The 21,200-nt window shown below is 71.4% G+C and carries 19 protein-coding genes and 2 pseudogenes; 8 read left to right on the forward strand and 13 right to left on the reverse strand.

The window, feature by feature from the left end:
- Window positions 1–163 precede the first annotated feature (163 nt).
- Window positions 164–646 carry a GNAT family N-acetyltransferase gene (locus tag N4G66_RS34390; protein WP_261708209.1) on the forward strand — a complete coding sequence of 161 codons (483 nt, stop codon included), beginning with the start codon at window positions 164–166 and terminating at the stop codon, window positions 644–646.
- A gap of 133 nt (window positions 647–779) precedes the next feature.
- Here N4G66_RS34390 and N4G66_RS34395 read toward each other — a convergent pair whose 3' ends face one another.
- The gene (locus N4G66_RS34395) at window positions 780–914 is read right to left on the reverse strand and encodes a hypothetical protein (protein WP_261708210.1); all 135 of its coding nucleotides are present in this window, start codon (window positions 912–914) and stop codon (window positions 780–782) included.
- Between the two features lie 161 nt (window positions 915–1,075).
- Between N4G66_RS34395 and N4G66_RS34400 the strand changes: the two genes are divergently transcribed.
- Complete coding sequence (locus N4G66_RS34400; protein ID WP_261708211.1) at window positions 1,076–1,699, forward strand: class I SAM-dependent methyltransferase; 624 nt, start codon at window positions 1,076–1,078, stop codon at window positions 1,697–1,699.
- 129 nt (window positions 1,700–1,828) lie between these two features.
- On the opposite strand, the gene N4G66_RS34405 is transcribed toward N4G66_RS34400, so the two are convergent.
- A complete protein-coding gene (locus N4G66_RS34405) occupies window positions 1,829–2,329 on the reverse strand; it encodes a DUF402 domain-containing protein (RefSeq protein ID WP_261708212.1) in 501 nt (166 codons plus the stop codon).
- Window positions 2,310–3,239 carry a GNAT family N-acetyltransferase gene (locus N4G66_RS34410; protein WP_261708213.1) on the reverse strand — a complete coding sequence of 310 codons (930 nt, stop codon included), beginning with the start codon at window positions 3,237–3,239 and terminating at the stop codon, window positions 2,310–2,312. Before N4G66_RS34410 ends, N4G66_RS34405 begins: the two co-directional genes overlap by 20 nt.
- A 71-nt stretch (window positions 3,240–3,310) precedes the next feature.
- Between N4G66_RS34410 and N4G66_RS34415 the strand changes: the two genes are divergently transcribed.
- On the forward strand, window positions 3,311–3,685 hold the full coding sequence (locus N4G66_RS34415; RefSeq protein WP_261708214.1) for a GntR family transcriptional regulator: 375 nt from the start codon (window positions 3,311–3,313) through the stop codon (window positions 3,683–3,685).
- A gap of 172 nt (window positions 3,686–3,857) precedes the next feature.
- On the opposite strand, the gene N4G66_RS34420 is transcribed toward N4G66_RS34415, so the two are convergent.
- The gene (locus N4G66_RS34420; protein ID WP_261708215.1) at window positions 3,858–4,952 is read right to left on the reverse strand and encodes a DUF5925 domain-containing protein; all 1,095 of its coding nucleotides are present in this window, start codon (window positions 4,950–4,952) and stop codon (window positions 3,858–3,860) included.
- Between the two features lie 934 nt (window positions 4,953–5,886).
- On the opposite strand from N4G66_RS34420, the gene N4G66_RS34425 reads away from it, so the two are divergent.
- Window positions 5,887–6,693, forward strand: coding sequence for an SGNH/GDSL hydrolase family protein (locus tag N4G66_RS34425; RefSeq protein ID WP_261708216.1), 807 nt, complete (start codon window positions 5,887–5,889; stop codon window positions 6,691–6,693).
- A 90-nt stretch (window positions 6,694–6,783) separates the two neighbouring features.
- Here the strand turns inward: N4G66_RS34425 and N4G66_RS34430 are convergent, their stop codons facing one another.
- The 4 genes from N4G66_RS34430 to N4G66_RS34445 form a co-directional block, all read right to left on the reverse strand.
- On the reverse strand, window positions 6,784–8,430 hold the full coding sequence (locus tag N4G66_RS34430) for a serine/threonine-protein kinase (protein WP_261708217.1): 1,647 nt from the start codon (window positions 8,428–8,430) through the stop codon (window positions 6,784–6,786).
- A 45-nt stretch (window positions 8,431–8,475) separates the two neighbouring features.
- Complete coding sequence (locus N4G66_RS34435) at window positions 8,476–10,368, reverse strand: urease accessory protein UreH domain-containing protein (RefSeq protein ID WP_261708218.1); 1,893 nt, start codon at window positions 10,366–10,368, stop codon at window positions 8,476–8,478.
- Window positions 10,365–12,140, reverse strand: coding sequence for a tetratricopeptide repeat protein (locus tag N4G66_RS34440; protein WP_261708219.1), 1,776 nt, complete (start codon window positions 12,138–12,140; stop codon window positions 10,365–10,367). Before N4G66_RS34440 ends, N4G66_RS34435 begins: the two co-directional genes overlap by 4 nt.
- Before the next feature lie 110 nt (window positions 12,141–12,250).
- Window positions 12,251–13,789: a DUF4331 domain-containing protein gene (locus N4G66_RS34445; RefSeq protein WP_261708220.1), complete on the reverse strand. Its 1,539-nt coding sequence runs from the start codon at window positions 13,787–13,789 to the stop codon at window positions 12,251–12,253.
- Window positions 13,790–14,188: 399 nt separating this feature from the next.
- Here N4G66_RS34445 and N4G66_RS34450 point away from each other — a divergent pair, with 399 nt between their 5' ends.
- From N4G66_RS34450 to N4G66_RS34460, 3 genes are all read left to right on the forward strand, one after another.
- The gene (locus N4G66_RS34450) at window positions 14,189–14,731 is read left to right on the forward strand and encodes a sigma-70 family RNA polymerase sigma factor (RefSeq protein ID WP_261708221.1); all 543 of its coding nucleotides are present in this window, start codon (window positions 14,189–14,191) and stop codon (window positions 14,729–14,731) included.
- A 55-nt stretch (window positions 14,732–14,786) separates the two neighbouring features.
- On the forward strand, window positions 14,787–15,575 hold the full coding sequence (locus N4G66_RS34455; protein ID WP_261708222.1) for an anti-sigma factor: 789 nt from the start codon (window positions 14,787–14,789) through the stop codon (window positions 15,573–15,575).
- 115 nt (window positions 15,576–15,690) lie between these two features.
- The gene (locus N4G66_RS34460; RefSeq protein WP_261708223.1) at window positions 15,691–15,960 is read left to right on the forward strand and encodes a hypothetical protein; all 270 of its coding nucleotides are present in this window, start codon (window positions 15,691–15,693) and stop codon (window positions 15,958–15,960) included.
- A 157-nt stretch (window positions 15,961–16,117) separates the two neighbouring features.
- Here the strand turns inward: N4G66_RS34460 and N4G66_RS34465 are convergent, their stop codons facing one another.
- The 3 genes and pseudogenes from N4G66_RS34465 to N4G66_RS34475 all read right to left on the reverse strand — a co-directional run.
- Window positions 16,118–17,326 (reverse strand): CaiB/BaiF CoA transferase family protein, encoded by a 1,209-nt coding sequence (locus tag N4G66_RS34465; RefSeq protein ID WP_261708224.1) that lies wholly within the window; start codon window positions 17,324–17,326, stop codon window positions 16,118–16,120.
- Window positions 17,327–17,412: 86 nt separating this feature from the next.
- Entirely contained in the window at window positions 17,413–17,982 is a 570-nt protein-coding gene (locus tag N4G66_RS34470; protein ID WP_261708225.1) for an ABC transporter permease, read from the reverse strand.
- A pseudogene (locus N4G66_RS34475) lies at window positions 17,982–18,826 on the reverse strand (ATP-binding cassette domain-containing protein); the annotation flags it as partial. The gene N4G66_RS34470 and the pseudogene N4G66_RS34475, both read right to left, overlap by 1 nt.
- Between N4G66_RS34475 and N4G66_RS34480 the strand changes: the two are divergent.
- Window positions 18,771–19,061, forward strand: a pseudogene (locus tag N4G66_RS34480) (TetR/AcrR family transcriptional regulator); the annotation flags it as partial. The pseudogenes N4G66_RS34475 and N4G66_RS34480 overlap by 56 nt on opposite strands.
- Before the next feature lie 93 nt (window positions 19,062–19,154).
- Here N4G66_RS34480 and N4G66_RS34485 read toward each other — a convergent pair.
- Together N4G66_RS34485 and N4G66_RS34490 are read right to left on the reverse strand one after the other, a co-directional pair.
- Window positions 19,155–20,369 carry a type ISP restriction/modification enzyme gene (locus tag N4G66_RS34485; protein WP_261708226.1) on the reverse strand — a complete coding sequence of 405 codons (1,215 nt, stop codon included), beginning with the start codon at window positions 20,367–20,369 and terminating at the stop codon, window positions 19,155–19,157.
- A gap of 41 nt (window positions 20,370–20,410) precedes the next feature.
- Complete coding sequence (locus N4G66_RS34490) at window positions 20,411–21,160, reverse strand: GntR family transcriptional regulator (protein WP_261708227.1); 750 nt, start codon at window positions 21,158–21,160, stop codon at window positions 20,411–20,413.
- Window positions 21,161–21,200 lie beyond the last annotated feature (40 nt).

Raw genomic sequence — 21,200 nt, forward strand, 5'->3', positions numbered from 1 at the left:
GCGGCTGGATACCTGGGTGTGCTTCACAACCATGCGGTCACTCGCACCGCCCTCGAGCCGTGCCGCGGAGTCATCTGTCGGATGCGAACCGACGACCTATGCGTTACAAGGTGTGTCCGACAGGGAGCACTGAGGCTGTGATCAGGTAGGTGGCGTGCGGGGTATGAACGAGACGTCCGAGCGGTACGGGGAGATGGCAGAGGAATTCGGAGTGCGGGCTGCCGTCGCCGCCGACGCGCCCGTCGTGAAGGCCGTGATCGACGCCGCGTTCGAGCCCTACGTGGAGCGCATCGGGCTTGTTCCGGTGCCCATGGAAGCGGACCACGCGGCGAATGTGGCGGCGGGGCGGGTGTTCGTCACGGGGGAGCCGGTGGCGGGGCTCGTGGTCGTCGAGGAGCGCGCGGACCATCTGTACCTCGACACCATCGCGGTCCGCCCCGATGCCCATGGCCGGGGCATCGGGGGACGGCTGCTGCGTTTCGCGGACGCCTACGCACAGGCGCTCGGGCTGGACGAGATCAGGCTCTACACGAACGCGATGATGTGGGAGAACCGGAAGATCTACCCGAGGTTCGGGTACGAGGTGATCGAGCGGCGCGCGGACGGGCCGTACGACCGGATCCACTACCGCAAGCGGCTGGTCTGACGCCTGTCCACAGCGAGCGGCCTACGGCGGCACCTGGTTCACCGCAAGCTGTCGACAGGCGTCCACCGCAATCCGGTGATCCGACGGTATGTTCCCGAAGGCCGAAGGCCGTGGGGCGTGGGGTGCGCGCGGCTCAGCCGTCCGGCCACCAGGTGCGCGCGATGTCCTTTCGGACCTCCGGGCGCTCGGTGGGGGGCTCGTCGGGCTCGTCCCGTACGCGGCGGGAGTCCGACTTCCTCAGGGGCTTCTGCACGGTCACACGGCGCATGGCTGCCTCCTTGGCGTCTACCGGATTCCGCGGTTGTACGGAGGTAGACCCTTTCGGGGAGAGTTCCTCATCGGTCGCGATCTGTCTGTGGCGGCGGTCACCCATCGGCTGTCGTGGTTGGCACCCGTCGACTGTCAGTGGTGGGTGTCACCCTGGAGCGCATGGTGAGTAACAGTGGCATGAATCCGGGGGCGGGCGTCGACTGGGACGCGGAATCCGGCACCTTCGACGAGGAGCCCGACCACGGCCTGCGCGACCCCGCGGTCCGCGGTGCCTGGGCGGCCCGGCTGCGGGACTGGCTGCCCGAGCGGGCCGGCGATGTGCTCGACGTGGGCTGCGGCACCGGCAGCCTGTCGCTCATCGCGTCCGAGCGGGGGCACCGGGTCACCGGGGTCGATCTCTCGCCACGCATGATCGATCTGGCCCGCGCCAAGCTGGCCGGCCGTGACGCGGTGTTCCTCATCGGTGACGCGGTGGCACCGCCCGTCGGCGAGCAGCGCTTCGACGTCCTGCTCAGCCGCCATGTGCTGTGGGCGCTGCCCGATCCCGAGCGCGTGTTGCGGCACTGGTGCGGACTTCTGCGCCCGGGAGGGCGGCTGGTGCTCGTCGAGGGTGTGTGGGGGGCCCTGAGTCCGGTCGGTATATCCGCTGAGCGGATGGCCACCCTGCTCCGGCCTCTGGTGCCCGACGCCGCAGATCTGCGCGTGGAGCCGCTGTCGGCCGACGCGCGGCTGTGGGGGCGGGAAGTCGACGACGAGCGGTACGCCGTGGTGGCCGACTTCTGAGCGGCACACCCTCTGAGCGGCATACCGCTCTGGGCGGTGCCACCCATGGGCAAGAGCTCTGAACAGGCGGCCCACGGGCCGACGCCACCCGTGGTGCCGTACGGGTGGCGTCGCCCGCCGTGCCGGGACCTACACCAGCAGTGCTTCGAAGCCGCCCTCGCGGGCCAGGTGTTCGAGGTCGTCCAGGGCCTTCTCGGCGGCCGCCGCGGCAGCCGGGTCGGTGGCGGCCAGACCGCTCTCCGCGAACTCGTCCTCGTCCAGGCGCAGTACGTCCGTGCCGTCGGCCGAGAGCCACAGGTCGAGGTCGAGATCCTCGACGACCAGCCGTCCCCCGGAGACGGTGGCCGGGCGGGTGATGTCGCAGTACCAGCCCTTGCGTACGCCCGCGGCGTCCCGGACCTCCTTCACCGAGTACCAGCGGTCCCGCCAGTAGTACTCGGTGAAGACATCACCCTTCTCGAACCGTACGAAGCCGAAGTCGCGGACGCTGTCGCCCGCCCACGGTGCGCGCACGACCACCCGGGTGCCGTCGTCGGCCAGCAGCTCGGCCGGGTAACTGATCTTCGTACGGCCGGCCTTTACGAGTACGACCTCCAACGAGCCAGGCGTGTCAGCCGAGGTCACGGACATACTTCACCTCCGTCGCACAGATTTCATAACCGAACCATTTGTTGATCGCCAGCATCGGCCCGTTGCCGGCGTCGTTGCCCGTGAACGCGTCCGTGAACCCGGCCGCGCGGGCCCGGTGCAGCGAGTGGTTCTTGGCGAGTTTGGCGAGACCCCGGCCCCGGAAGGCGCGGTCGGTGCCCGTCATCACGGTGGCATAGCGGGTGCCGCCGTCGGTACGGGCCGCGCTGAACGCCGCCGGGCGGCCGTCGACGAGCGCGACGGAGGTGAGCTCATGACTCAGAAGCGGGTGGCGCCAGGTCTCCGTCAGCCAGGCCTCGTAGTCCGTGAACTCGCGGTCGATGTCACTCGGTTCGTCGAGGAGAGTCTCCGCGTCCAGCGTGAACAGCGGCCGCGGGTTGTCCGCGAAGTCCGCTCCGGTGCGCAACTCCACTCCGGGTGGCGGGGGTTGGAGCGGTGGCAGAGTGCCGTTCGCCAGGTCGAGGCGGAGGAAGTGCGCGGAGCGGGCCGCGCGATAGCCCCGCTTCTCCGCGAAGGCGCGGTGTGCGGGGGCGTCCGACACCCAGGCGTGCAGTCTGGTCGCGCCCAGGGCCGCGAGCTGTTCCTCGGCGGTGCGGGCCAGCAGCGAACCCGCGCCGCGTCCCGTCCGCTCCGGGTGCACATAGATGTTGACGGTCCCCTGGCCCGGCACCGGGCTGTCGTGCACGAGGCCCACCTGCGCGGTGCCGATCGGCTCGCCGTCCTCCTCGGCCAGCAACGGCCGGTAGTGGGAGTCGGGATGGGCCTGTTCCACGTCATAGGCGATGGACTCGGGGGTGAAGAGCATGAACGGGAGAGCCTGGTGACGGATGCGGGCGAAGCCCGCGGCGTCCACCGGGTTCCCGCGCCGCAGTTCGCGAACGATCACGGTCATGGCATCGCACGCTACGCGGGGGCTGCGTGCGGATGCCTCTCATTTTCCGGCGGGTACGGGACAATCGCCGCGTGACCCTGAAGATCCGCATCGCAGAGGGGGCCGCGCCGTACGAGCAGGTGCGCGCCCAGATTTCCGAGCAGGCCCGGTCCGGCGTGCTGCCGGTCGGCTACAAGCTGCCCACGGTACGGGGGCTGGCCGAGTCGCTCGGCCTCGCGGCCAACACCGTCGCCAAGGCCTACCGGGCCCTCGAGTCGGACGGGGTGATCGAGACGCGGGGCCGCAACGGTACGTTCGTGGCCGCCGCAGGGGACGCCGCGTCACGCGAGGCCGCGTCCGCCGCGCAGGCTTACGCCGAGCGCGTGCGACGGCTCGGCCTGACCGAGAACGCCGCCCTGGACGCCGTACGAGACGCACTGAGGGCGGCCTACGAGGACGGCGCCTAGCCCCCGCTGGCACCAACCGGGGCCGACCCGGGCGCCAACCGGGGACCCACCCAGGAGCCAGCCCACCAGCCGGGGCCTGGCCGGGGCCCAAGCCGGGGTTCGGCGCGGGCATCAGTGGCCGCCCGCTCCGGCCGGCACCAGCCGACGCTCACCGGGGGCACCAGCAGGTCGCCTACAGATACAGCCCCGCGTCCGCGCCCTCGCGTTGGTCCGGTACCGAGGTCGGGGTCGTCCCGCGGCGCAGTGCGTACAGCTCCGCGAGGGTCGCGCCCTCGCGGGAGACGCCTTCCTCGGTGCCCAGCCAGCCCACCGCCTCGCGGCGGGTGAGCGGCCCGACCTCGATCCGGGCGAGGCAGCGGCCGGGGCGGACGACGGCGGGGTGGAGGCGCTCCAGGTCCTCGTTCGTCGTGACGCCCACCAGGACGTTGCGGCCCTGGCCGAGCAGTCCGTCGGTGAGGTTGAGCAGCCGGGAGAGCGCCTGGCCCGCGGTGTGCTTCGCCTCGCCGCGGATCAGCTCGTCGCAGTCCTCGAGAAGCAGGAGCCGCCAGCGCCCCTTGCCGGTGCCGTCCTCCTCGCCGATCGCGATGTCCATCAGATAGCCGACGTCGGAGAAGAGCCGCTCGGGGTCCAGCACGCAGTCCACCTGGCACCAGTCGCGCCAGGAACGGGCCAGCGTGCGCAGGGCGGAGGTCTTGCCGGTGCCGGGCGGACCGTGGAGCAGCAGCAGCCGGCCCGCGATGTCCTCCGGGGTGGTCTTCATCAGGCGGTCCATGGCGTCGGCCACCGGTGCCGTGTAGTTGGTGCGGACCTCCTCCCACGTACCCGCCGAGATCTGCCGGGTCGTGCGGTGCGGGCCCCGGCGCGGCGACACGTACCAGAAGCCCATCGTCACGTTCTCCGGCTGGGGTTCCGGCTCGTCCGTCGCGCCGTCCGTGGCCTGCTTCAGCACCTTCTCGGCCAGCTCGGCGCTGGTCGCGGTCACCGTGACGTCGGCACCCCGGTTCCAGCGGGAGACCAGCAGGGTCCAGCCGTCGCCCTCGGCGAGAGTGGCGCTGCGGTCGTCGTCGCGCGCGGAGCGCAGCACCCGGGCGCCCGGTGGGAGCAGGGTGGCCCCGGACCGTACGCGGTCGATGTTCGCCGCGTGCGAGTGCGGCTGCTCGCCCGTCGCGAAGCGACCGAGGAACAGTGCGTCGACGACATCCGACGGTGAGTCGCTGTCGTCGACGTTGAGCCTGATCGGCAGAGCGTCGTGTGGGTTCGCAGACATGTCGCCATGATCTGTCACAAGGGCGCCCCGTGCACCCGGTTTCCACGGTGCGCCGCGTGTGTCGTGCGCGGTCCCGCTCTTCCGGTGTATTCCCTCCGTCCTGTTACGGGTTGCGGGGTGACGAGATCCGTCCCGCGCCGGATACCCCCGTTGCTGCGGCCCATGATGGGACGTCGTGGGCGGAATCCGGGGGTGGGACGGTGGCGTCCCACCGCGCTGATCGGCGTGGGTGCGGCCGTGCCGGCAGGGTGGTGACCTTGATCAACACCCTGCCGGGGGACGGCGGAAGCACCGCGGGCACGACCCGTGACGGCGACGAGGCGCACGGCACGCCGGTCACTCCGCCCCGGACGCCGTGGCTCGAGGAGGACCGGCCCTTCACCCACACCCGGTTCAGTGCCGACGAGGACGGTGCCGCCACCGAGCGGGGCCGAGGGACTGCTGGGCAAGGACCGGATGTCGCTGCCGCAGAACCGGCACATCCTTGGCTGGAGAGCGGGCAACCCCGAGCCGTCCAAGGGGCGTTACGACTTCCCCGGGAGGGGACAGCCGCGTCGACTTCGTCCGCGGCGCGCAGCGGGCCTGCGGGCGTCACGAGATGGACGGCCCTCCCGGGAGTTCTGGCCGCCTTTGAACGCGCGCTTGCGGAGTTGGCGCCTGTGTTCGACAACTGCCACTCAGATCAACAGAGTTGAGGGCCACCAACGGGTCGCCGTGTTCCGCGCCCGACGCGGGGCGGCCCCTTGGGGAGTCGACGGGCCACCGTCCCGTGTCACCCGACTGTCATCAAACTGTCATGGACATGTAGCGGAATATGTGATGAACGGGATCGTATCCGGCGGTTGATGCCTAAGAGTCTTGGCATGGACACTTCCTGTCAACATGCGTAGCTGCTACCAAAGTTGTGGCAGAGATCCTGCTAAAGGGAGGTTCCATGAGACGTCCCAGATTTTCGGCACACGTGACCTCACTCCTCCTCGCCTTCGGCCTCGCCCTTACCGGGGCAGCCGCGGCGCAGGCGCAAACCGCGGCGGCCACCGGCTATGTGGCCCTCGGCGACTCCTATTCCTCCGGTGTCGGTGCCGGGAGCTACATCAGTTCCAGTGGCTCCTGCGACCGCAGCACGAAGGCGTACCCCTATCTGTGGAACGCCGCGCATTCACCCTCGTCGTTCGACTTCACCGCTTGCTCAGGCGCTCGTACGGGTGATGTCACGGCGAATCAGCTCGGCCCGCTCAGCTCCTCGACGGGCCTCGTCTCGATCACCATCGGCGGCAACGACGCGGGCTTCTCCGACGTCATGACGACCTGTGTCCTGCAGTCCGAGAGCACCTGCCTCGCGCGCATCGCCACGGCGAAGGCGTACGTCGACTCCACACTCCCCGGCAAACTCGACTCCGTCTACTCGGCGATCAGCGCGAAGGCCCCGGCCGCCCATGTGGTCGTCATCGGCTACCCCCGCTTCTACAAGCTCAACGGCAGCTGCCTGACCGGACTTTCGGAGACCGAACGGGCCGCGATCAACGGCGCGGCCGACTATCTGGACAGCGCGATCGCCCAGCGCGCAGGCGCCCACGGCTTCACCTTCGCCGATGTCAGGGGCAACTTCACCGGCCATGAGATCTGCTCCGGTGACGCCTGGCTGCACAGCCTGAACTGGCTGGACATCGGCGTGTCGTACCACCCGACCGCGGCCGGCCACTCCGGTGGCTATCTGCCGGCCTTCTCCGGAGCCGTCTGACCTCCGGGCCCCCACTCCCGGAATCCTTCGAGAAAGCACCCGTCCCGCCGAGGGGAACGTCAGCTCGGCAGAGGGGCATCGTCAGCCCCGTCAAGGGGATGCGGATACGGATGCGGAGGCCCCGTCCGTCGGGGTCTCCGTCGCACAAGTGATGGTGAAAGGAACGGAGTTGGAGGTCGCGTGGACCGGGCTGCGCACCTCCACACTGATCGCGTTGGCGAACTCCCCGCTCGTGTCGTACGTCGTCGCCACGACCGTCTTCTGCTGTGTTCTGCCACCGCCCGCGGGGAACGAGAGCGTCTTCCAGTTCGGATCGGTCACATCACCGGTCTTCGTCACCCAGCGGTACTCGACATCCACCGGAACGCGGCCCACCGTGAAGGTCACCGTGAACGAGGGAGCCTCCGTGCCGGGCGGCGGACAGGTGCCCTTGTAGTCGGTGTGGTGACCCGAGACCGTCACCTGTACCGACTGCGCGGGCGGAGCGGTGGTCGAACCACCTCCACCGGGAGCGCTGCTGGAGGGACTTTTGCCGCCGGTCACCCCGGCGGTGGCGCTGTCGCTCGTCCTGCCGCCCGAGGTCCCACCGTCGCCGGTGGTGTTGCCGGTGCCCCCGCTGCTGCTGTTCCCCCGCCCGCTGTTTCCGGCGTTTCCGTTGTCACGGTTCAGCAGGGCGTACGTAAGCCCGCCGAGGGCGAGCGCCAGCGCGACCAGGCCCGCGATCAGGGCGACGGCAGCGCGGCGATTGCGGTCGGGCTCCGCCGTGGAGGTGGCCGAGGGCACGGTCGCGGAAGGCGGACCGAACCCCTGGGGCGGAGTCGGCGAGGCCGGCGGCTGGTTGAACGCCCTGATCGTCGGCGCGCCGGAGGAGGCCGGGGGCGCGGCGCCCATCGGCCGTGTGGGTGCCGTACCGCCCGCCGCGACCACGCGCAGCTGGTGCTCGGCCGACTCCGCGCTCGTCCGTTCGGCCGGGTCCTTGGCGAGCAGCCCCTCGATGACGTGGGCGAGCTGACCGGCACGACGGGGCGGCGGCAGCGGTTCGTCGACGATGGCCCGCAGGGTGCTGAGCGGAGTGTTCTGCCGGAAGGGCGAGTTGCCCTCGACCGCCGCGTACAGCAGCACCCCGAGTGACCAGAGGTCCGACTCGGGACCGGGGGTGCGGCCCAACGCCCGCTCCGGGGACAGGAATTCGGGCGATCCGATGACCTCGCCCGTCATGGTCAGCGCTGAGCTGCCCTCGACCGTCGCGATCCCGAAGTCAGTCAGGACGACCCGACCGTCGTTCGACATCAGGACGTTGCCCGGCTTCACGTCCCGGTGCAGCACTCCCGCCTCGTGCGCGGCACGCAGCGCGGAGAGCACCTCGGCGCCGATGTGGGCGGCGCGCTCCGGAGTCAACGGCCCCTCGGCGTCCAGCAGATCGGAGAGCGCGATGCCGCGGATCAGCTCCATCACGATCCAGGGCCGGCCGTCCTCCATGGCCACGTCGTACACCGTCACCACATTGCGGTTGGAGATACGGGCGGCCGCCCACGCCTCCCGTTCCAGGCGCGCGTACATCCGTTCGACCTCGGACGACGGAAGCCCGGCCGGGGCGCGGACCTCCTTCACGGCGACCTCGCGTTGCAGCACTTCGTCGCGGGCGCGCCACACCGTTCCCATGCCGCCTTCGCCCAAGGGCGAGAGCAGCCGGTAGCGCCCCGCGATCACACGTTCACTGCCCGGATCTTCGGACACGTGCGTCCCCCATTCGCATCCGCGCGATTTCTCCCCAAAAGTAGCTCAGCCGAGAACGGATGCCGCCCCCTTGAGCACCAATCCAGCCCCAAGGGCTACAACGATCAACGCCGATGCCAGGGGTGCGGTCCTGCGGACCAGGAGCACGACGCGCCCCTCGGCCCACCGCCGGCGCCCGGCCAGGGCCCGGTCGACCCCGGTGCCGAGCTTGACGACGGCGAACCCGGCCGCCGTCAGCGTCAGGGCGAGCCCGACGCCGTACGCCAGAACGAGAAGAAGGCCGAACCAGGCCTGTCCGAGCGCCATGGCGCCCACGAGGACGACGACCGCCGACGGACTGGGGACCAGCCCACCGGCGAAGCCGAGCAGGATCGTCCCGCGGAGGGTGGGCGCGATCTCGTGGGTGTGGGTGAAGCCGCCGTGGGTGTGCTCCAGGGCGGAGGAGCGGGGGGAATTGCCCGAGCGGTGGTCGTGCTCAGGGGCATGGTCGTGCGGGTGCGGGTGCGGGTGCGGGTGCGGGTGCGGGTGCGGGTGCGGGTGGTCGTGGTCGTGGAGTTGGGGTGCCGTTGCCGTTGCGGTCGAGGCGGGAGCGCTGGTCGTCACGGACGCGGTGGCGTGAGCGAGCGCCAGGGGGCGCACGGGGTGGTCGGCGTGCCGGTGCGGGGCGTCCGCATGGTCGTGGTCGTGGTCATGTTCGTGATCGTGTGTGTGGCGGGGGGCGGGAGTGTGCTCGTGGTCGTGCGTGTGGTCATGGGCCGGGGCCCGGTCCCGGCCGTGCTCGAGCGCGTGGTCGTGCCCGTGAGCGGATTCGTGGTCGTGAGCGTGGTCGTGCGTGTGGCCCGAGTCGTGCGGATGCGCGTGATCGTGCGGGTGTCCGTGGTCGTGGCCGTGCCCTTGTACGGAGGGCCGGTTGCGCCAGGCCCGCCGCAGGAGAGTGGTGCCCGCCACCGTGACCAGGACGCCGCTGGACACGCCGAGCCAGGCGATCACGGAGGGGGTGGCCGCCGAGCCCGCGGTGACCAGCAGGCCGAGCGCGACGACCCCGAGGGTGTGGGTGACCGTCACCGAGGCGGCCAGCGGCAGCACGTCCTTCAGCCGGGCCCTGCCCCCGCGCGCCGCCGCCGTCGCGGCCATCAGGGTCTTGCCGTGCCCCGGAGCGAGCGCGTGCATCGCGCCCAGGCCGACGGCGATGACCAGGGCCAGTGCGGCGAAGCCGAAGGTGAGGTCATGCCGGGCCACCAGGTTGTTCAGGGCCTGGGTCCAGCGGTCGGCGCCGCGCGGGAGCACGGAGGCCCCCGGAGCCTCGCGCCGCTCCTCGACGAGGGCGGGGCCGCCGGGGCGGATCCGCAGCGACGCGGTGGCGGTGTCGGCGGGCGAGGAGAGCAGCGCCTTGGGGTACTGGGTCAGCTCTGCCGACACCGACTTCTTCGGTACGTCCGAGGAGGTGAGCGTCATCCGGTCACCACGGGCGGTGATCTCGCGCCAGCCGGGGCCCCGGTCGGCGCCCGCGCTGTGGAATCCCACGGTGACCGTGCCCTTGCTCGGCAGGGGCGCCGTCAGCCGGCACTCCACGCGCAGGGTGTTGAGTCCGGCCTGCCCCGGCCGCAGGCGTGCTCGGCTCGCGCCCGCGGTGAGCGCCACCGTCCGCCCGCCGACGGTGACCTTGCTGCCGTGCGCGGCGTTCTCGCACCGCTGCCTGGCCCAGTCGGTCATACCGAGCCTTTTGATGTCCGGCTTGGCCTGGGTGGCCGGGATCTCGGCCAGGTCCTCGACGTGATCGACCCGCAACTGCCCCGGGGCGGCGACGAGTCCGTCGTACCGGTTGACGGTGAAGTTGCCGAGCGGATGCGCGCTCGCCTGCCCGGAGGGGACGAGCACGAGTGCGCAGGCCGCGGTCAGGATCGTGCCGCAGAGGGCGAGGAACCGCGCCGCCCTCACTGCGCGGCCTTCAGCGCCGTACGGGCTTTGGCGGCGCCCAGCGGCGAGAATCCCGGGTTCAGGTCCAGGGCCGCCTTCAACGCGGTGCGGGCCTTGTCGGCGTGACCGGTGGCCTGCTCGATGACGCCGAGGTGGTAGAGGAAGGACGCGTTGCGGTAGCCCGTCGCCGTGGCCCTGCGCGCGTACGGCAGGGCCTGCGCGTCGTGGCCCGACACGTGCAGCGCCCAGCCGAGCGCGTCCGCGGTGTGCACGGTGTGCCGCCGGGCCCACTCGGCGCGGGCTGCCTGCAGTGCGGCCTTGTGGTCGCCGTGGTCGGCGGCGGCCAGCGCGGTGTCGAGGTCGGCGTTGACGCCGTAGGCGTGGGCGAGGGAGATCCAGGCGTTCACCAGTGTGTACTGGTCGCGCGCCTTCTGCGCGTCGCCCGCCCCGCCACGGGCCTCGTACAACTCGCCCAGTTCGACCAGGGGTTGCGGAAGCGGGTAGCGCTGTACGACCTGCTCCATGCCCTTGATCGCCGCCGCGCGGTCGCCCAGCGCGGCCTGGGTGCGGGCCCGGCCTTCGAGGGCGGGGAGATAGCTGTCGTCGGCGGCGAGCGCCCGTGCGTAGTACGTGAGGGCGGAGTGGTACTCGCCCTGGCTCCAGGCCAGTTGGCCGAGCGCGGTCGTCACGTACGAGATGTCGCCGCGGCTGGTCGCCGTAGTGAGCGCCTGCCGCAGGACCCGGCGGGCGGTCGACACGTCGCCGCGCAGCTCGTGGACATAGGCGTACCGGGTGAAGACGGGGACCCCCGGCCGCCGGGAGTCCGCCAGGTCGGCCGCCTTCGACGCCTCGTCGTAGCGGCCGAGTTCGACGAGTGCGTCGATACGGGAGGACAGCGCGCGCTCGCTGTAGGGGTTCTGCTTCAGTGCGAGGTCCGCGTACTTCAGGGCGTCGGCGAACTCGTGCCGGGCGGCGGCGAGGGCGGCCCGCCCGGCGAGCGCGGGGTCGTAGTCGGGGCGCAGCTTCAGGGAGCGGTTGAGAGCTTCCTGTGCCTGCGGATAGCGCGAGGGATCGCCCTTGGTGCGGGCCTGTTCGACGTAGGCGAGGCCGAGCGTCGCCCAGCCGCTGAAGTCCTTGGGCTGAGTGCGGAGATGGGCCTGGAGGGAGAGGATGCTCGCGTCGAGGTCGCCGCTCGCGAGCAACTGCGGGGACACGCCGTTGGACACGGCCGCGACGGCGGGAGTCGTCGTGCCGTCCCTCAGGGCCCCGAGCACCACCGCGCCCGCCGTCATGGCGACCGCCAACGCGGCCGCGCAGAACCCGAGTTGGGTAGCCCGCCAACGACGCTGCGACTGCGACAGCCGGCGCACGGCGGCCACTCGCTCGTCGGCCACCTCCGCGACGCCCGCGGTGTCCTCGTCGGCGCCGACCGGTGCGGAGTTCCGATCGGACGCGGCCGTCGGGGCGCCCTCGGCGGAATCCTTGCCGGACGCGGCTTCGGCGGTGTCCTCGCCGGACGCAGCCTCTGTGGAGTCCTTGCCGGACGCGGCTTGGGAGGTGTCCTCGGCGGGTGTTGCTTCCGAGGCGCTCGTGTCGTGCACCGGCACCTCGGTGTCTTCGGTGTCGACGTCTTCGGTGTCGGCTTCGGCGTCCTCGCGGGGCGCGATGCCCGTGGCGTCCTCGGCCGGCGTCGCTTCCGCGGTGTTCTCGGCGGGCATGGCCCCCACGGTGCTCTCGTCGGGCGTGGCCTTGTCGGCGTCCGGCGTCGCGTTGTCGTTCGTACGCGGGGACATGCCCTCTCCTCAAAGTCCTGGGCGGAACGGTCGTCGTGGGGGGTGGGGGCGGCGCGGCCCGCACCGTGGGGGGTGAACTGCGTGCGGGCCGCGCCAGTCGGTGAGCCGGGTCAGTAGGCCCGGTTGTACATCCGTCGGCGCCACCACAGCAGACCGGAGCCGATGAGCAGGATGCCCGCGGCGCCCGCCGCGGCGGAGCCCGCGATCAGCACGGTGTCGGTCCCGCCGCCGGAGGTGCCGGCGGGCTGCAGCGCGTCGCCCAGCTGGCTGCGCACATCCGTCCCGCTGGTCGTGCCCTTGGCGAGCGCGCCGCGCGAACCCGAGGTCGGCTCGGCCACGTACGGGAACGACTTCTCGAAGCTCTTGTCGTTCTTGTCGACCGCGTCGCCCAAGTCGTTCTTGGAACCGACCAGTTCACCCTCGACGACCTGGAGCGAGGCGTCGATCACGTCGTCGGTGAGCCGACGTCCGTTCGGGAAGCCCGCGTTGTCGCCGTCGAGCACACCGAGTCGCTTGGGGTGCATGGACGGCTTGATCGAGGTGTTGAGGCGCAGTTCCTCCGCCGGGCGCACGTGGGGCGGCTGGTTGAGGCCCTTCACGCCCTTCAGGAACACGTCGACCAAGTCGTTGCGGGGCTCGGCCGGGGCCTTGATCTTGTAGATCCCCTCGATGAGCTTCGGGAGCTCCGGGTTGGTCACGTTCTTCAGGAACTGGGCGTCTTCCCAGGGCGCGGACGCGTTGAACTTGTCCTTGTCCTTCTGCGGGTTGACGACCTCGTTGACCAGCGGCATGCCGAGACGCGAGACCTGGCGGTACTGGCCGCGGGCGTCCTTGCGCTGAGTGGTGGACCAGATGCCGACGACCGGCTGTCCGGCCGACTCGCGGATCATGTCGTTCGGGACCTGAAGGGCTATGGAGTTGACGTTGTAGCCCTTGAGGGTGTCCCGTCCGACCTCGGTCAGGTTCCCGCCGTACAGCAGGTCGAAGACGCGCAGGTCCAGGAAGAACGGGTCGTCCGCCTGGCCGGCGAACGTCGTCGTGCCGCCCGCGAGCTTGGAGATGGCATGGTGGCGCAGCTTCGCGTAGTCCGGCATCGACGCCTTGCCGACGTTGGACGGAGCGACCGGGACGTCGTCCGCGATCTTGGTCTTCGACACCAGCCTCTGGTTGTGCAGTCGCAGCACATCGATGTCGTACGACTGCGTGATGTTCAGGTCGGGGTCGTCGAGGCTGGTGACCGGACCCGTGTTGTAGAGGAACGTGTTGCCGTTCTTGCGGTGCGTCTTGAAGGTGTAGCGGTAGATCAACTCACCCTGTGCGTCACCGTTGTTGTCGATGTGGATGTCGTACTGGGCGTCGTCGGCGAACGTGTAGAAGTTCGGGCCGCCGGCGGGCTCCTCGAAGGGAATCCAGTTCGCCACGATCGTCGTCGTGTTGGGCTTGTCCGGGCTGACGAACGCGTACACGTCCGTGTTGTCGTACTGCGGAGTGCCCGAGATGAGCGGGGCCTCCCGGTGGCTGGAGGCGGAGGCCGCCCCCGGTACCAGCACGGTCACGCCGGCGGCTGCGAGCCCCCCGGCGGCCAGCGCACCACATACGAGGGTCGCAAGAGTCCTGCGTCCCGCGCCGCTCCTGGAGATAGGTGTCATGCCGTCCGTCCTCTGTCCAACTTGCCTGACGCACGCCATTCGGAGCGGTCGCCGGGGTGGATTGGTCGAATCCCAAACGTGTTTACGGCGGTTCTCCCAGCTTGTTTCATCGGCGGGCCCTTTTCTTCGGCGACGGCCCGCCGGACCGGTCGGCCGGGGACTCGCGAAACCGTGGGCGGCGGACGTGCGAACCGGTGGGCGGCTGACTCGCGAACCGGGCGGAGGCGGACACGCGAGCCGGTCGGCCGCGGACACGCGAACCGGGCGGAGGCGGACACGCGAACTGATCAGCGGCGGACACGCGTTTTCGGCTCGCTGATCCGTAACCCATCCGTAGACAGGTTCGCTGCGAAGACGTAGGGGAAAGGACGGGCCGTGCACGGCCGGAGAGGGGGACGGGTGGAGGCTGACGAACTACTGGTGCTGGTGGCCGGAGGCGACCAGAAGGCGTTCGAGGAGCTGTACGGACTGGTGTCCGGGCCGGTGTTCGGACTGGTGCGCCGCGTGGTGCGGGACCCCGCACAGTCGGAGGAGGTGTCGCAGGAGGTCCTGCTCGAACTCTGGCGCTCCGCCGCGCGGTTCGACCCCGGACGCGGCAGCGCCCTGTCCTGGGTCCTCACCCTCGCGCACCGCCGTGCCGTCGACCGGGTGCGCAGCGCCCGCGCGGCCACCGAACGCGAGCATCGTGAGGGGCAGCGCAACCACCACCCCGCTTTCGACCAGGTCGCCGAGGAGGTCGAGGCCGGGCTCGAACGCGAGTGGGTCCGCCGCTGCCTCGACCGGCTCACCGCACTGCAACGCCAGTCCGTCACCCTCGCCTACTACGACGGCTACACCTACCGTGAAGTCGCCGAGCGGCTCTCCCTGCCCCTCGGCACCGTCAAGACCCGTATGCGCGACGGGCTCACCCGCCTGCGTGAATGCCTGGGAGGAGTCGCGTGAACGTCGACGACTGCCCGCCCGGCCACGATCCGCACGGAAGAGAGAGGGGTGCCGTATGAGCGTCCTCGACCGACTGCTGGGCCGCGATCTGCACTCCCTCGCCGCTCCCTACGCCCTCGACGCGCTGGAAAGCGATGAGCGGCGCCGCTTCGAACGCCATCTGAAGGGCTGTGACCGCTGTGCCGACGAGGTGCGGGCGTTGACCGAGGACGCGGTACGGCTCGCCTGGTCCACGGCGGCGTCCCCGCCGGCCGCGCTGCGCGAGCGGGTGCTGACCGCCGTACGGACGACACCCCAGGAACCGGCTGGCCGGGACCTGCCCCGCGCACGGCCGGCCCATCAGCCCGCGCGTGCGCGTACCCCCCGGTTCCGCCCGTTCTTCGCCCCGCTCGCCACCACCACGGCCGCCGCTGCCCTCGTCGTCGCCTCGCTGTTCGCGGTGCAGGCGACCCAGGCGCGGGACGAACTGGGCCGGGAGCGCGCTCAGGCGCGTGAGATCGCCCACGTTCTCGCGGCGCCCGACGCACGGGCGACCGGTGACCGGGACGCACGGGGACGCGGAATCGGAGTGGTGGCCTCCGCATCGGAGCGGAGTGCCGTCGTGACGCTGAGCGGACTCGGCACTCCCTCGGAGGGGCGCGTCCATCAGCTGTGGCTCATGCGCCCCAACGAGAAACCGCGTTCCCTCGGCCTCTTCGACGGCGACACGCCCCTCGTCGCCGACGGGCTGAATGCGAACGCGACATCACTCGCAGTGACCGTCGAGCCTCACGGCGGCTCAGAACAGCCCACTACCACGCCGGTTGTCCAACTCGCCCTGGAAACGGTTGGATTCGGAGAGTAATCGTCAACCCCCTTACGGGGAAGGTGAATCCTTTGTCCGAGATACACGAGCGCCACGAGGGGGCGATAGGGTTAGTCTGCCCGGGCCGGGTGGACTTGTACGGGTGGGGAGTGACATGGAACAGATAACAGTGCGCAGCAGGGCACGCGTCCCTGCGATCACGTGCGGGAGCAGCGCGACCAGTTCGCGCCTCGACCGTCATCTTGCGGTGCTCGGTGGCCCTGCCATACCGCAGCGCGAGACGGTCGAGGCGACGTCACTGATGCGTGAGCTCACGGCGCGTGACACCGCGCACGACAGCGGCTCCAGGGGTGCGCGCGTGCGGCGGGTCTCGCTCTTCGCGCCGCTCAGGCGGCTGCGCCGTTCGCTGTTCGGCGACCGCTGAGCGGCTGCCGGTACCGGCCTTTCCGACCCGCGCTCCGGTGACTCCACCGACCGGCGCAGCGCTGCCCTTCCGCGTCCGTCATCCCCACGGCGGGCAGCGGCGCCCGGTGATCACCACAGCCGGAGCGCGGGTCACCCCCTTCGTTGAGCCGTGAGGCTCAGCGCACCACTCCGTCCCGCCACAGCTCGGCGACCTCCGCGTCCGTCATGCCCAGCGCCCGCAACACCACCCCTGTGTGCTCGCCGAGCTGCGGGACGGCCCCCATGCGCGCTTCCTCCCCGCCCGGCAGCGTGATCGGAGGCAGCAGCGCCCGCAGCGGCCCGACCGGTGATCCCACCTCGCGCCAGCGGTTCCTGGCCGCCAGCTGCGGATGCTCCGCCACCTCCCGCACGTCCCGCAGCCGGGCGCAGGCGATGCCCGCGGCCTCAAGGCGGGCGACCGCCTCGTCGGCGCCGAGCGTGCCCAGCGCCTTCCCCACCAGCGTGTCCACGCGCTCCCGGTTCGCCACCCGCGCCGGATTCGTCGCGAACTCCGGATCGTCCGCCAACTCGGCGTGCCCCAGAACCTGTTGGGCGAGCCGCCGCCACTCCCGGTCGTTCTGCACCGACAACAGGACACGCCCGCCGTCCACCGTCGAATAGACGTCGTAGGGAACGATGACGGCATGGGCGAGGCCCGTGCGTTCCGGTGGGGTCCCGCCGTGCATCGCGTGGTGCAGCGGATGCCCCATCCACTCCGCGAGCGCGTCCAGCATCGACACCTCCACCGGGCCCCCGCGTCCGGTCGTGCCGCGCCGCACCAGTGCCGCGAGGACCCCCGAGAAGGCGTACATGGCCGCCGCGATGTCCGCGGCCGGGATGCCCGCCTTCACCGGCTGCTCGGGCGTTCCCGTCACCGACACGAGCCCCGCCTCGCACTGCACGAGCATGTCGTACGCGCGTTTGCCGGCGTACGGCCCGGACGGCCCGTACCCCGAGATGTCCACGGCGATCAGCCGCGGATGCTCGGCACACAGGGTCACCGCGTCCAGGCCCAGCCGGGCCGCCGCCCCCTGGGCGAGGTTCTGCACGAACACGTCCGCGTCCGCGACCAGCCGCCGCACCACGTCCAGCCCGCGCGGGTCCTTCAGGTCGACGGCGACGGACTCCTTGCCCCGATTGCACCACACGAAATGCGAGGCCAGCCCCCCGGCAGCGGTGTCGTAGCCACGGGCGAAGTCCCCGCCGTCGATCCGCTCGACCTTGACGACCCGCGCACCGAGATCGGCGAGCTGCCGGGTGGCGAAGGGCGCGGCGACGGCTTGTTCGACGGCGACGACGGTGATGCCTTCGAGCGGCAGAGGCTGTGGCTGCATGCCGTGGATCATGGCCCCTCGGCAATACTTTTGTCATGCACGGATGTCGACGGGGTGATCCGGTGGGGTGACCGATCGTTCGCGGTCGGTCCCGCCGCTCACCGGTCTCCGGTCGCGTACCGGCGGACGGCGAGCGGCAGGAACACCGCGAGCAGTACACCGCACCAGGCCAGCGATCCGGCGACGGGATGGGCCACCAGCCAGGCGGAACCGTCGGGCACCGGAGCGTTGCCGAACAACACGCGCAGGGCCGTGGTCACCGCGCTGATCGGGTTCCACTCCGCGATCGTGCGCAGTCGGCCGGGCAGGAACGGCACGGTTCCCACGGCCGTCACGAGCAGATCCGCGACCGCCTGGCCCAGTGGCACGGCCGCCCGGCTCATCGGCAGGGTACGGAAGCGGTCCATCACGCCGCGGTGCGTGTCCTGGGCCGCCTGGAACATCCCCGTCATGACGCCGTTGGCCGCGGTCGCCATCAGCAGCCCCGGCACCAGGAAGGACCGGTACTGCGGTCCCGGCATCGACAGGGCACTGCCGAAGACGTACCCGAAGAAGAGCAGCATCGTGATCGGCATGGTCTGTGTGAGGACCGCGAGCCCCGGACTGTTCCGTACCCGCCGCAGTTGGCGGCCCGGCATCGCACCGCCGTCGTACGCCAACCCGCCCATGCCGCAAGCTCCTTGCCGTCGGCCGGTCCTTCGGTCAGCCGGAGAAAGACATCGTCGAGGGTCGGCTGCCGCAGGCTCGCGTCGAGCAACGGCACTCCCGCCGAGTCGAGTTCACGGACCAGGCGGGGGAGCGTCAGCGTCGGATCGGAGGAGACTGCGCCCACTGTGCCGCGCGCCGCGTCCGGTTCGGGCTCGTTGCCGGTCAGCCGGTCGAGGACGGCGGCCGCCCGGGCCAGCGCATCCGGGTGGGCCACCACGGCCTGCGCGTACGCGCCGATGAGCGTCTTGAGTTCGGCGGGTGAGCCGGTGCGGGCGATCCTGCCCCGGTCCACCAGCGCGATGTCGTCGGCCAGTTGGTCGGTCTCCTCCAGGTACTGCGTGGTCAGCACCACGGTCGTACCGTCGTTCTTCAGAGCGCGTACAGCGTCCCGGATCCGGTTGCGGCTCGCCGGGTCGAGTCCCGTGGTGGGCTCGTCGAGGAACAGCACGGCCGGCCGGCGGACCAGACTCGCCGCCAGGTCGAGTCGGCGCCGCATACCGCCCGAGTAGGTGGACGTCGGCCGGTCGGCGGCCTCGGTCAGCCCGAAGCGGTCGAGCAGTTCGGCGGCTCGTGCCCCGGTGTCCCGCATCCGGTGCAGCCGCGCGAACAGCCGCAGGTTCTGCCGTCCGGTGAGGTCGCCGTCCACCGAGGCGTACTGCCCGGTGACCCCGATGCTCCGCCGGACGGCCGCGGCCTCCCGCACGATGTCGTGCCCGGCGACCGCGCCGCCCCGGCGTCGGGCCGCAGCCTCGATCCGCTCGACGCCCCGTACGGCACCAAGACGGAGCTGATCGCGATGCTCAACGGTGTGGTGACGACGTACGTCGGCAATGAGCTGGCCACCGTCGAGCGGACCCGCTCGCTGCCCTGGTCCGAGGAGCAGGAGAATGCGGCCCGGATCGCCTGTCTGGGCAGCCAGGTGGCGTCCGGCGCGTATCCGCGGATGGCCGCCGCCTTCACGGAGGGTGCCGGTCCGATCGATCTGGAGGCGGTGTTCGAGCGGATGCTGGGCCGGGTGCTGGACGCGTTCGAGCCGAAGGACCAGGGCGTGTCCGGGGCGGTCGCGGTCCTCGCTGCGAGGGGCCGGGCCGGGCCCGGCAGGGGATGTGCGCCGCCAGGCGGATGCGCGCCCTCAGATCAGCGCGAACTGGCCCTCCGGACCCTCTTCGTGGTGGTCGAGCACCGAGGCCGGACGGCGTGCCCTGTCCGGGACCGGGAGCACCCCGGCCGTGCGCAGTTCGGCCCGGGTGACCGGTGATCGGAGCTCCAACTCGGCCTGCTGGGGGCGCAGTTCCGCGAGCAGGGCGAGCACGGTGATGAGTTCGAGGAGTTCGGACGTCCACGTCTGCGGCCAGCCGGCGGGGCCGATCGCCTCCAGTGTCCCCGGCTCGGGCGCCCCGGTCCTGGCCGCGAACCACTGTTCGAGCACGCGCACTCCGCCGACCTCGAAGTCCCAGGCCTCGGGCGGTACGGGCGAGATCCTGCCGTCACCGAGATGCAGGGACTCCTCGGCGCGGTCGTAGTACGGGTCGGTGAGGAGGGGGCCCGCGGCCGGGCGGGGGCTCTGGGGGAGGGCGGTCAGTGGCGCGCGGACGTACGGGCGCCGTCCACCGGGGAGTTTGGGGCGCTCGCCGTCGCGGCGCATCAGCCACAGCATCCGGCGGCCCAACTCGACGCCGTGCGACCACACTTCCGGGTCGGAGGTGAGCGGGACCGCGCAGCCGTCCCGGCTGTGCCGGGCGACCGCCATCGTCCAGGCGAGGACGTCCACGGGGGCGGGGGAGTGGCCGAGGCGGGTGCCGAGAAACTCCGACAGGCCCGGTGCGAGGTTCGGTTCACGGCCGCCGGGGCGGCGGTAGAGGGGGCGCACCCGGCCGCCGCGGCCGGCGCTCAGCGGCAGCACGGAGGCGGCCAGCAGGACCGGACCGGACGCCTCGGGCCCGGAGGTCTGCTCGACCGCGAACACCTGCTCCTCGCCGACCACCCGCCACAACTCGGGGCGCGCCGCGTCGATCAGCCGGTGGTCGGGAATCAGCCACTGCTCGTCGAAGGGGGCGCTCAGCACGCGTACCGGGTCCGGGCAGGGGTCCGCCGCCCGCGCGAGGCGGCCCGTCCCGCTGGACTGACCGGGCAGCTGGGCGACGGCGGAGTGCGTCGTGCGCGCCCGCGTCGGCCCGAACAGCGTCTCGCGGTCCGCCCCTTCGGCCCGCACGAGAGCGTCCCAGCGCGCCTTCAGGGAGGCCGCGTCGGGGGCCGTCGGCCACCTCCGGCCCAGCCTCGGCGGTGCGACGGACCACGGCATGAGGTCCGCGAGCAGCGGAGCGGCGTCGGGCGTCACGCCCGGCATCGTACGACGCGGGCGCCGCGCGCCGCCCCCGTACGGCATCGTCAGTGGGCGTCGAGGGTGACCGTGAACGAGAAGCGGTCGCCCCGGTAGTGGATGACCGCCACGTCCAGCGCCTGCCCGTCCTTGCCGTAGATGATGCCCGTGTAGCGCAGGATCGGGCTGAGCAGCGGCACTTGGAGCAGGCGAGCCGTCTCCGGGTCCGCGAGCCGGGCCTCCACCGTGTCGGTGATCCGGCTGATGCCGACTCCGAGCACGTCCCGCAGCACCTTGGTCATCGGCCAGCGGATCAGATCCTCCCGGTCGATGCGATCGGCCAGCTCCGTCCGGAGGTAGTTGCGCGCGTGGTTCGTCGGCTCGCCCGTGCTCTCGTCGCTGCGCAGCCGGTGGTACGTCGCCACCTCGTCGACATCCGGGAAGAATTCCGCCAGTTCGCCCGAAACGGGCGCCTTCCCCTGGTCCAGCAGCTCGGTCGTCATGCCTGACTGCTGGGCCACGATCGCGTCCACCGAGCCGAGCAGCCGCACGGGCGCGCCCCGCTGCGCACTCGGCTCGATGAACGTGCCCCGCCGGCGGTGCCGGGTGATGAGCCCCTCGACCTCCAGCTCCTTGAGCGCCTGCCGCATGGTCAGCACGCTCACCCCGTAGTGCCCCGCGAGCTGCTCCTCGGTGGGCAGGCGCAGGGGGTCCTGGGGTGAGCGGCCGAGTATCGAGGCACGCAGGGACTGCGACACCTGATACCAGAGCGGCAGCTTGCGGTTCAGGACGATCGAGTCCGGAGCAAAGGAGGTCACGAGGTATCCGTACAGGTCGCGGGCGTGGAAGGCAACGGCC

It is taken from the genome of Streptomyces rhizosphaerihabitans (assembly GCF_025399795.1).
Lineage (GTDB): Bacteria > Actinomycetota > Actinomycetes > Streptomycetales > Streptomycetaceae > Streptomyces > Streptomyces rhizosphaerihabitans.

Bases quoted from the DNA above. Each gene is read 5' to 3' on its own strand.
- N4G66_RS34470 (WP_261708225.1), bottom strand. From the start codon at position 17,982: ATGGGCGGGTTGGCGTACGACGGCGGTGCGATGCCGGGCCGCCAACTG.
- N4G66_RS34465 (WP_261708224.1), bottom strand. From the start codon at position 17,326: ATGATCCACGGCATGCAGCCACAGCCTCTGCCGCTCGAAGGCATCACC.
- N4G66_RS34410 (WP_261708213.1), bottom strand. From the start codon at position 3,239: ATGACCGTGATCGTTCGCGAACTGCGGCGCGGGAACCCGGTGGACGCC.
- N4G66_RS34440 (WP_261708219.1), bottom strand. From the start codon at position 12,140: ATGTCCCCGCGTACGAACGACAACGCGACGCCGGACGCCGACAAGGCC.
- N4G66_RS34400 (WP_261708211.1), top strand. From the start codon at position 1,076: ATGGTGAGTAACAGTGGCATGAATCCGGGGGCGGGCGTCGACTGGGAC.
- N4G66_RS34455 (WP_261708222.1), top strand. From the start codon at position 14,787: ATGAGCGTCCTCGACCGACTGCTGGGCCGCGATCTGCACTCCCTCGCC.
- N4G66_RS34445 (WP_261708220.1), bottom strand. From the start codon at position 13,789: ATGACACCTATCTCCAGGAGCGGCGCGGGACGCAGGACTCTTGCGACC.
- N4G66_RS34460 (WP_261708223.1), top strand. From the start codon at position 15,691: ATGGAACAGATAACAGTGCGCAGCAGGGCACGCGTCCCTGCGATCACG.
- N4G66_RS34420 (WP_261708215.1), bottom strand. From the start codon at position 4,952: ATGTCTGCGAACCCACACGACGCTCTGCCGATCAGGCTCAACGTCGAC.
- N4G66_RS34390 (WP_261708209.1), top strand. From the start codon at position 164: ATGAACGAGACGTCCGAGCGGTACGGGGAGATGGCAGAGGAATTCGGA.
- N4G66_RS34405 (WP_261708212.1), bottom strand. From the start codon at position 2,329: ATGTCCGTGACCTCGGCTGACACGCCTGGCTCGTTGGAGGTCGTACTC.
- N4G66_RS34485 (WP_261708226.1), bottom strand. From the start codon at position 20,369: ATGCCGGGCGTGACGCCCGACGCCGCTCCGCTGCTCGCGGACCTCATG.
- N4G66_RS34395 (WP_261708210.1), bottom strand. From the start codon at position 914: ATGCGCCGTGTGACCGTGCAGAAGCCCCTGAGGAAGTCGGACTCCCGC.
- N4G66_RS34425 (WP_261708216.1), top strand. From the start codon at position 5,887: ATGAGACGTCCCAGATTTTCGGCACACGTGACCTCACTCCTCCTCGCC.